The organism is Promineifilum sp. (SeqCode), from assembly GCF_041918635.1.
In the GTDB taxonomy this organism is placed as follows: domain Bacteria; phylum Chloroflexota; class Anaerolineae; order Promineifilales; family Promineifilaceae; genus Promineifilum.
In genome coordinates this window covers 1-8,327 of record NZ_JAYRVJ010000023.1, presented here as the reverse complement: position 1 = coordinate 8,327, position 8,327 = coordinate 1, and the positions used below count along the sequence as shown (strand labels likewise).

General features: G+C 65.5%; 7 protein-coding genes. 1 reads left to right on the top strand and 6 read right to left on the bottom strand.

All coding sequences use genetic code 11. The features are described from left to right. Positions 1-179 precede the first annotated feature (179 nt). The 4 genes from ACE3UY_RS00915 to gmk form a co-directional block, all read right to left on the bottom strand. The gene (locus ACE3UY_RS00915) at positions 180-950 is read right to left on the bottom strand and encodes an amino acid ABC transporter ATP-binding protein (protein WP_374685678.1); all 771 of its coding nucleotides are present in this window, start codon (positions 948-950) and stop codon (positions 180-182) included. Then, positions 940-1,788, bottom strand: coding sequence for an amino acid ABC transporter permease (locus ACE3UY_RS00910; RefSeq protein ID WP_374685677.1), 849 nt, complete (start codon positions 1,786-1,788; stop codon positions 940-942). The genes ACE3UY_RS00915 and ACE3UY_RS00910 overlap by 11 nt, the downstream gene beginning before the upstream one ends. Before the next feature lie 147 nt (positions 1,789-1,935). Beyond that, on the bottom strand, positions 1,936-2,838 hold the full coding sequence (locus ACE3UY_RS00905; protein WP_374685676.1) for a transporter substrate-binding domain-containing protein: 903 nt from the start codon (positions 2,836-2,838) through the stop codon (positions 1,936-1,938). 193 nt (positions 2,839-3,031) lie between these two features. After that, positions 3,032-3,652, bottom strand: coding sequence for a guanylate kinase (gmk, locus tag ACE3UY_RS00900; RefSeq protein WP_374685675.1), 621 nt, complete (start codon positions 3,650-3,652; stop codon positions 3,032-3,034). A gap of 181 nt (positions 3,653-3,833) precedes the next feature. On the opposite strand from gmk, the gene ACE3UY_RS00895 reads away from it, so the two are divergent. Then, positions 3,834-4,199, top strand: coding sequence for an FmdB family zinc ribbon protein (locus ACE3UY_RS00895; protein ID WP_374685674.1), 366 nt, complete (start codon positions 3,834-3,836; stop codon positions 4,197-4,199). 33 nt (positions 4,200-4,232) lie between these two features. Here the strand turns inward: ACE3UY_RS00895 and ACE3UY_RS00890 are convergent, their stop codons facing one another. Next, positions 4,233-7,232, bottom strand: a complete 3,000-nt coding sequence (locus ACE3UY_RS00890; RefSeq protein ID WP_374685673.1) for an AAA family ATPase — start codon at positions 7,230-7,232, stop codon at positions 4,233-4,235. A gap of 72 nt (positions 7,233-7,304) precedes the next feature. After that, a partial coding sequence (locus tag ACE3UY_RS00885) for an exonuclease SbcCD subunit D (RefSeq protein WP_374685672.1) occupies positions 7,305-8,327 on the bottom strand: 1,023 nt, incomplete at its 5' end.

Sequence of the window (8,327 nt, the reverse complement as noted above, 5' to 3'; positions counted from 1 at the left end):
TACGAATCGCTCCATGCCGTAGCCGAAGCAGCCGTTCACTGGTTGGATATCTTGCCGTTCGCCCAGTTCTGTTCCCTCATGGGTATTGATGAACGGCAACTCGCATTTGTTACCATACCTTTCGAATAATGACTTAGCTACAGGTGCAACCCACTTCAGCAAGTGGATCGCACCGAGCTTTAATGACTGATGATTTTGCTCAAGAACAACTTCGTCCGCTCATGCTGCGGGTTGTTGAAGAGTGTCTTGGGCGCGGCCGTCTCGACCACGCAGCCCTGATCCATGAACACCACACGGTCGGCCGCCGAGCGGGCAAAGCCCATCTCGTGCGTCACCACGACCATCGTCATGCCCCCGCGGGCCAGGTCGAGCATCACGTCCAGCACTTCCTTGATCATTTCCGGGTCGAGCGCGCTGGTCGGCTCGTCGAAGAGCATGATCTTGGGGTTCATCGCCAGCGAGCGGGCGATGGCGACGCGCTGCTGCTGGCCGCCGGAGAGCTGGCGCGGGAAGGCGCGGGCCTTCTCCGGGATGCCGACGCGCTCCAGTTGCTCCATGCCGATGCGCTCCGCCTCGGCCCGGCTGCGCTTGCGGATGAGCCGCTGGGCCAGGGTGATGTTGTCCAGCACGCTCAGGTGGCCGAACAGGTTGAACTGCTGGAAGACCATACCGACCTCGGCCCGGACGGCGTTGATGTCCGTCTTCTTGTCCTCCAGGTGGACGCCGTCAATGTAGATGTCCCCCTGACTGGGCGTTTCCAGGTGGTTGATGCAGCGCAGGACGGTGCTCTTGCCGGAACCGCTCGGCCCGACGATGACCACTACCTCGCCGCGGCGCACCGTCATGCTGAAGTCGTAGACGGCCCTGACGTTGCCGAAAGTCTTGTATAGATTCTCGATAATGATGATTTCATCGCCGAGAACGTGGGGAGTGGGGGCGTCATCGAGCATCTTGATGGAGTCTCCTTTCATACCAGCGCAGGCCCAGACTCAGGACGATGGTCATAGTCAAATAGAGAAAGGTCAACACCAGGTAGCTCTCGCGGAAGCGGAAGGTGCTGCCGGCGTAGAGGCGCGCCTGTTGGGTGATATCGCGCACGGCCAGCACCGAGATGAGCGAAGAGTCCTTAAGCATGGCAATGAAGTCGTTGCCCAGCGCGGGCAGGACGTTGCGGATGGCCTGGGGCAGGATGACGTAGCGCATGGCCTGGCCGCCGTTCAGCCCCAGCGAGCGCGCCGCCTCTGTCTGGCCGTGGGGGACCGACTCGATGCCTGCCCGGAACACCTCGGCCAGAAACGCGCCGTAGATAGTCGCCAGCGCGACAATGCCACGCGTGGCCGGCGAGATACTCTGGCCGGAGATGCCAATCGCATCGGCGACGGCCGGGACGATGACGTAGGCCACGGTGAAAATGAGTACCAGCGTCGGCACGCCGCGAATGAACTCGATGTAGGTGATGGCGACGTTGCGGATGACCACGTTCTGACTGACGCGCCCCAAACCGGCCAGCAGGCCGACGATCAAAGCGATACCGAAGGCCACTAGCGTCGTATAGATGGTGACCGTAATGCCGGCGCCGATCAGCCCTTCTAGACCGCTTCCCTCCAGCCCCGAGACATCGCCGAAACCGCCGCGAATGAAGTCAAAGGCCCGACGGTAATCCTCGTTGGTCAAGATGAGGAGGAGCATCAGCCCCAGGAAGCCGATAATAGCTACCAGCCACCAGGGCGAGCGGTGCCACTGAATGCCGCCTCTATCCACCTCTATCCTTTGCACCTCGGTTGCCATGGATCCTCCGTTTATTCGTAATGTGCGCCACGACGCGGCTCAATCGCCGCGCCCAATGATACCCCGCTCGCGCCAAATGCAAAGACGCCGGGTCTAGCGTCCCGGCGTCTTTGTGGTTAATAGATGCGACTTGAGTTACCCGAGAGGTTAGGGCGCGGGCGTGGGTGTTGGTAAATCCTCGTAGGTAATGCTAAACGCATCGGAGAAGTACTTCTCCGCCAACTGATCCAGCGTGCCGTTGGCCCGCAGTTCGGCCAGCGCGGCATTGAACGCGGGGACCAACTCGCTACCCTTGGGGAAGACGAAACCGAGCTGATCGCTGGACATCGACTCGCCGACCAGCTTCAATTGGTCGGCATTGACGCCAATGTACCCCTGGCCGGCCGTCTCGTCGAGGATAACGGCGTCCACGTCCCCGGCGAGGAGCGCCTGGACGGCAAAGGAGAACTGCTCGAAAGCCTGGATACGCTCGGCCGGCAGCAGTTCGGAGGCTGTCTCGAAGTTCGTCGTGCCCGTCTGCGTGCCGATGATCAATTCGGCGTTGTCGACAAATGACTGCACCGAGTCGAAACGCGCCTCGTCGGCGCGCGCCAGCAGACGCTGGTCAATGTTGATATAGCCGTCGGAGAAGTCAACAACCTGGCGGCGCTCCTCGGTAATGGTGATGCCGTCGGCGGCCATGTCATACTGGCCATCGGCCACAGCCTGGATCATGCCTTCCCACGCCGCCTCGACGAAGACCGGGGTGCAGTTGAGCAACTCGCACATGGCGCGAATGGCGTCATAGTCCCAGCCGGCCGGCTCGCTGGTCGCTGGGTCAATATAGTTGAAGGGCAGATAGGCGTTCTCCAGAGCGATGGTGATCTCCCGGCCACCCAGGTCAGGCAGAGCCGAGGTCTCGCCGCTTTCCGCGCCTTCGGCCGTCGATTCGGCCGCGCCCTCAGCCGGGGCTTCGCCCGCGGCCGGCTCTTCGACAGCGCCCCCTCCACAGGCCACCAGGGCCAGCGATAGGAGCAAGACAAACAACAAGGCAACTTTCTTAACCCACATGTGCTTCTCTCCTTCTGAGCTTGGTGTGGTCTCCCGATAAACGGAACGCGCCCATCGGCGACCGGTCCGGTTCGGCGCCGGCCAGGTCGTTGTGCCAGGCGCGGACAACGGGCTGGATTATAGCCAAGTTCCAGAGATGGTCTAGGGTGGGAGGGAGCGATTTGACAAATCGCCCTACAGGCATTGCGTCGGATTACAGCCGGACAGGCTCCTGATGGGTGCGGCAGTGGGCGGCGTCGATGATGCTCAACACCCGCTCCACGGCCACCTCCGGCCGGCCTTCGGGGTTCACAACGCAGTAATCGAACTCCGCCAGCCGCTTCATCTCCTGCCGGGCAGTGGCGGTGCGCAGGGCCATGCCCTCCTGCGTGTCCTGCTTGCGCTGATGCAGTCGCCGCACTAGTCCCCCTTCTGTCCGCGTCGTCAGGAAGACGGAGATGGCGTTGGGGATCAAGTGGCGAACGGTGGCCGCCCCCTGAACGTCGACGCGCAGGATGACGTCGCGCCCGCTGGCCAGGGCGTCGCGGATTTGCTGCTTGGGGATACCTTTGTAGTCGTTGTAGACGATGGCATACTCCAGCAGTTCGTTCGTCTCGATCATGTGGGCGAACTCGTCGAAGTTGACGAAGAAGTAGTCGAGGCCGTCACGCTCGTTGTCGCGCGGCGGACGGGTGGTGGCTGTCACCACGAAGTAGAAGCTGTCCGGCCGGCGCTCGATCAGCATCCGGGCCACGGTGTCCTTGCCCACGCCGGAGGGGCCGGAGAGGATGAGTAGCAGCGGGTATTCCGGACAGTCGTACAAGTTGTCTTGCATCGTTAATTCGCTCCCAGTATCGCGTGTAGTAGGGGCAGCCCTGCGTGTCTGCCCCAGGGCGCACACGCCGGTGCGCCCCTACCACACAAAGGCCCTGGTTGCCGCGGCGCGGCGGCGGGCCGTATAATGCTCCATTGTAACAACTTTCGCGCAAAGGGTGGGTAAGTAATGAGGGAAAAAAATGCCCGTCTATGAATACAACTGCCGCGCCTGCGGCCGGCGCGTCCGCCTGTTCATGTCCTTCGCCGAGTATGACCGGGCCGCGCCCACCTGTCCCCATTGCGGCAGCGCCGAGCTAAAGCGGCGTGTTGGCCGCGTCGCTCTGGGCCGGCCGGAAGGGGAGCGGCTGGACCGTATGATGGACGGCGGCGCGTTCGACGGCCTGGACGAAGACCCCCGGGCGATGGGCCGTTTCATGCGCGAGATGAGCCAGGAGATGGGCGAGGACATGGGCGATGAGTTCGACGAGGTGGCCGGCCGTCTGGCCGCCGGCGAGTCGCCGGAGTCCATCGAGCAGTCGATGCCTGAGATGGGAGCGGGGGAATAGAAAGTGCGCTGCGCTTTCTATTCCCCCGTATTCTCAAACGGCCACCACCGACGCCTGCGACCCCGCAGCCGTCTTCTCGACCTCGACGCGCGCCGGGAACTTGTCGCGCAGCTCGTCGATGTGGGTGATGACCAGGATGCAGGCGAATTCCGACTGCACGGTGTTGATGGCCTCGACGAGACGCTGCCGCCCTTCCGGGTCCTGGCTGCCGAAGCCCTCGTCGATCACCAGCGTGCGCAACCGCGCCCCGGCCCGCCGCGCCAAGACCTGGGACAGGGCCAAACGGATGGCGAAGTTGACGCGGAACTGCTCGCCGCCGCTGTAATTCTCGTAGGGCCGCTCGCCCGCGCCGTCGGCGATCTTGATATCCAGCGTTTCGATCAGGTCGTCGTTACCCTTGCGCTTGCGCTGTGTGGCGAACGTGACGCGCATCTCCCCGCCGCTCAGCCGGTAGAGTAACTCATTGGCGTGCTCCTCGATCTCCGGCAGGGCCAGGTCAATGAGCAGCGCCTGCACCCCGTTGGTGCCGCAAGCCACTTCCAGCTCTTTCAGCCGGGCGACGCGACCGGCCAACGCTGTCTTCTCCGCTTGCAACCGCTCCCGCTCCTGACGCTGCTTGTCGAGTATATCGACCCGCTGGCGCATCGCGCCCATACTTTGCGAGGCGTGGCTCACCTCATCGCGCAGCCGCGCCATCTCGGCCTCGGCCTCGCGCAGATCGCCGCCGCCGGCCTGCAACGCCTCCAGGGCGCGCCGGCCCTCCTCGCGCCGGGCGCGCAGATCGGCCACGCGGCCGGTCAGCGCCTCGCGCTGGCGCAAACTCTCCTCCAGCGTGTCGCTCAGCGGCTTCACCGCCGACTCGGCCTGGAGCAATGTGCGGTGATCGACCGGCGCGGAGGCCAACTCGCTCAACCGCGCGCGGGCCGCCGTGTGGGCCGCGGCGTCATAGGCTACCGCCGCCAGCCGCGCGTTGACCACGGCCAGCGCCGCGCGTTCCTCCTCAGCAAACGCCTCCTCGGCCAGCCGGCGGCGCGTCTCTTCCAGGGCCGGGCGGTGCGTCTGTTCCCACTCCGTCGCCGTCCGTTCCAGTTCGCCGCAACGGGCCTCGTCCTTGCTGACCTGCGCCTGAACTATCTGGTACTCGCGGGTCACCTGACGGGCGCTCTCGGCGGCCGATTTCGATGCCTCGACGCGCGCCTCCAGTTCATCTAGCTCGGCTTTGTTCGCCAGCCGGGCGTTCAGTTCAGCCAGACGGGTTCGTTCCGCGCCGTCCTTCCATGCCTGCAGCGACGCCTCTATGCTGTTCAGATACGCCTCGGCCTTGGCCACTATCGATTGCTTGCGATCGCGCTCCCGCTCCAGGGTCGGCTGCCGCTTCAGGGCAGCTTCCAGCGCGGCGATTTCCTTGTCCAACACGTCGAGCTGGGGGCGGTTGCGGCGGTGCTTATCGCCCTGCTGTTTGCCCTCGGCTTCAAGCTGGCTTATCGCCTGGACGCGGTGTTGCTCGCTAAGTGGCTGGCCGCAGAGGGGACAATCCTGGCCCGTCTCGGCCTCTAATTGGGCGATGCGGGCTTTCCTGTCGTCCATTTCCTCGCGCAGGCGCTCTTGCTCGCTCTTCAGAGCGGCCTGCTCCGCGCGCTTGTCGGCCAATTGCTGCCGCTGGTCGGCGATGGCGCGCAGATCGGCCACGGCCGCTTCCAGCGCGGCCCGATCCAGGTCGTAGCTCCGCTGCAACTGGACTTGTTCCGCCTCCCAGCGGGCGATGTCGCCGGCGCGCGCCTCCAGTGTGGCGTACTCCTGTTCCCACAATCGCCGGTTGGTGTGCGCCTCGTGGAGCGTCTCGCGCGCCTCGCGCCACGCCTGTTCCTGTTGGGCCGCCTCATCCATCTGCCGCGCCAGCCGGGCCAGCCGCGCCTGGCCGGCGGCCAGCTTGTCGGCCAGCGCCGCCTGTTCGGCCGCCGCCGCGGCGGCCCGCGCCTGCCGCGCCTCCAACTCCTGCTGTTGCTGCTCCAGCCGGGCGGCGGCGGCGGCGATAACCCGTTCCAGCGGGGCCATCTCGCCGCGCAGACGGTGGTGCTGTTCGGCGCGCTCCGCCCAGCCGGCCAGGGCGGTCTCGGCCGCGTTGTAGGCGGCGAAAGCGGCTTCGACCGCCGGCCGGCGGTCGAGCACGGCCCGGTACTCCTCCAGTTGCGCCCGGCGCTGGGATACGGCCCGTTCGACGCGCTGGAGCTCTTCTTCGGCCCCGGTCAGGTCGGTCGCCACCCGCGCCACCTGCTGCCGCTGCTGCTCGATCAGCGCCCGGTTCTGGCGCAGGGTCTGCACCAGCGCCTCCTGCGCCTGGGCCTGGGTCTGGAGCGCGGCCAACCGGGCCTCGGCAAGTTCCAGCGCCCGGCGGCGCTCCGGTTCCTCGGCCAACTCCGCCTCCACGTCGAGCAGTTGGGCGTTAGCAACGGCTGCTTGCCGCTCCGTCTCCTTACGCCGCTCGGTGGCGCGCTCCTTGTACTCGTTCCAACGGTCGACGCCCAACACCTCGGCCAGGATCTGCTTGCGCCGCGTCGCGCCGGTGCTGGCGAACTCATCCACCTTATTTTGCAAGAGGAAGCTGGCGTTGGTGAAGAGGTCGTAATTCATGCGCAGCAGCGCCTCGATGGCCGCCTCCGTCTCGCGCAGCTTCGACTCGGTCAGCACACGCCAGCGCGCCTCCCCTTCACCCTCGTCGCCGCGCACGTGGAGCTCCAGCGTCGTCGTCTTGCCGATCGCTTTGCGGCGGATGACGCGGTAGATCGCGCCCTCTAGCTCAAAGATGAAGACGACCTCGGCCGCCTCGCCCGGCGGGGCGGCGCGGTTCACCAGATTGTCATCGCTGACGACGCGGCACTTGCCGAATAGCGCCCAGGTGATGGCATCCAGGATGCTCGACTTGCCTGCGCCGTTCAGCCCGGAGATGCAGGCCAGTTGCACGCCGCGCAGGTCGATGACCGCCGTCTGGCGGTAGGACAGGAAGTTGGTCAGGCGGAGTTCGTGGGGGATCATGGCGGAAAATAGGGGCTAGGGGCTAGGGGTTGGGGGCTAGGGGAAGAGCGCTCTTTCCCTAGCCCCCAACCCCTAGCCCTTGGTCCCTGCTTGAAAGCCCAGCACCTCTTGGGCGAGTTGGCCGAGCGCTTCGACTTCGGCCTCGGACTTGTTGGCGGTCTGCCAGTGCAGGATGAGTAGCTCGTAGGGCGAGAGGGACTCGACAGCAATACCCTCCGGCAATCGCACGCGCTTGTCGCCGGTGCGGTGCTTGACCAGGCGCAGGTCGAACGCCCCCTCGAAGCGCTCGCGGATGGCGCGCTCGTCCAGCAGCGCCTCCTGCTCGTAGGGGTACTCCAGTCGCAAGCGGCAGATGGCCCCGGCGATTCGCTCGGCGGATGGCAGCTGTTTCATGATGATGTCCATGAACCCATCTGCTCCGTCGAGGCGAATGGGATGGTCGATGAACGGCCGCGTCTCCAGCGGCACGAAGCGCCACGTCGCCCGGCCGCGCTCGATCTCGGCCAGCACGTACCCTTTCGACTCGTGCGCCTCGCCGAAGTCAATGCGCTCGATGGAGCCGGGGTAGACGACCGGCGGCTGTTCGTTGAGGCTCTGGTGCTTGTGGATGTGGCCCAGCGCCACGTAGTCGAAGCGCGGGTCGCACACCAGACCGCGCTGCAAGACGAGTTCCTGCCCCAGCATAACCAGGCGCTCGCTGCCGTAGCTCGCTCCCTGCACGCTGGCGTGCGCAGTCAGGATGAGTGGCAGCGACGGGTCTACGTCGCGGGTCAGCGCCGTCTCCAGACCATCGTAGATACGCTCGAGGATGGCGTCGTGCACGTCCTCGTGCGTCTTGCCACTCATGTCATGGCGGGCCAGAAAGCGGCTACGCGTGACCCAGGGCAGAGCCAACACCTGCACCGGCGCGCCCAACTCCTCCGGCCGCCACAGGTGCAGCTTGTCGGCCACGTGGATGTGGGGCACAGCCAGCGTGGCGAACTCTTGTAGGGTGTGGGCGCGGTGCTCGGCCGGGGCGATGTCGTGGTTGCCGATGAGCAACAGGGTGGGGATGCCGGCCCGCGACAGGCGCATCATCCGCTCGCCCCAGGCGCG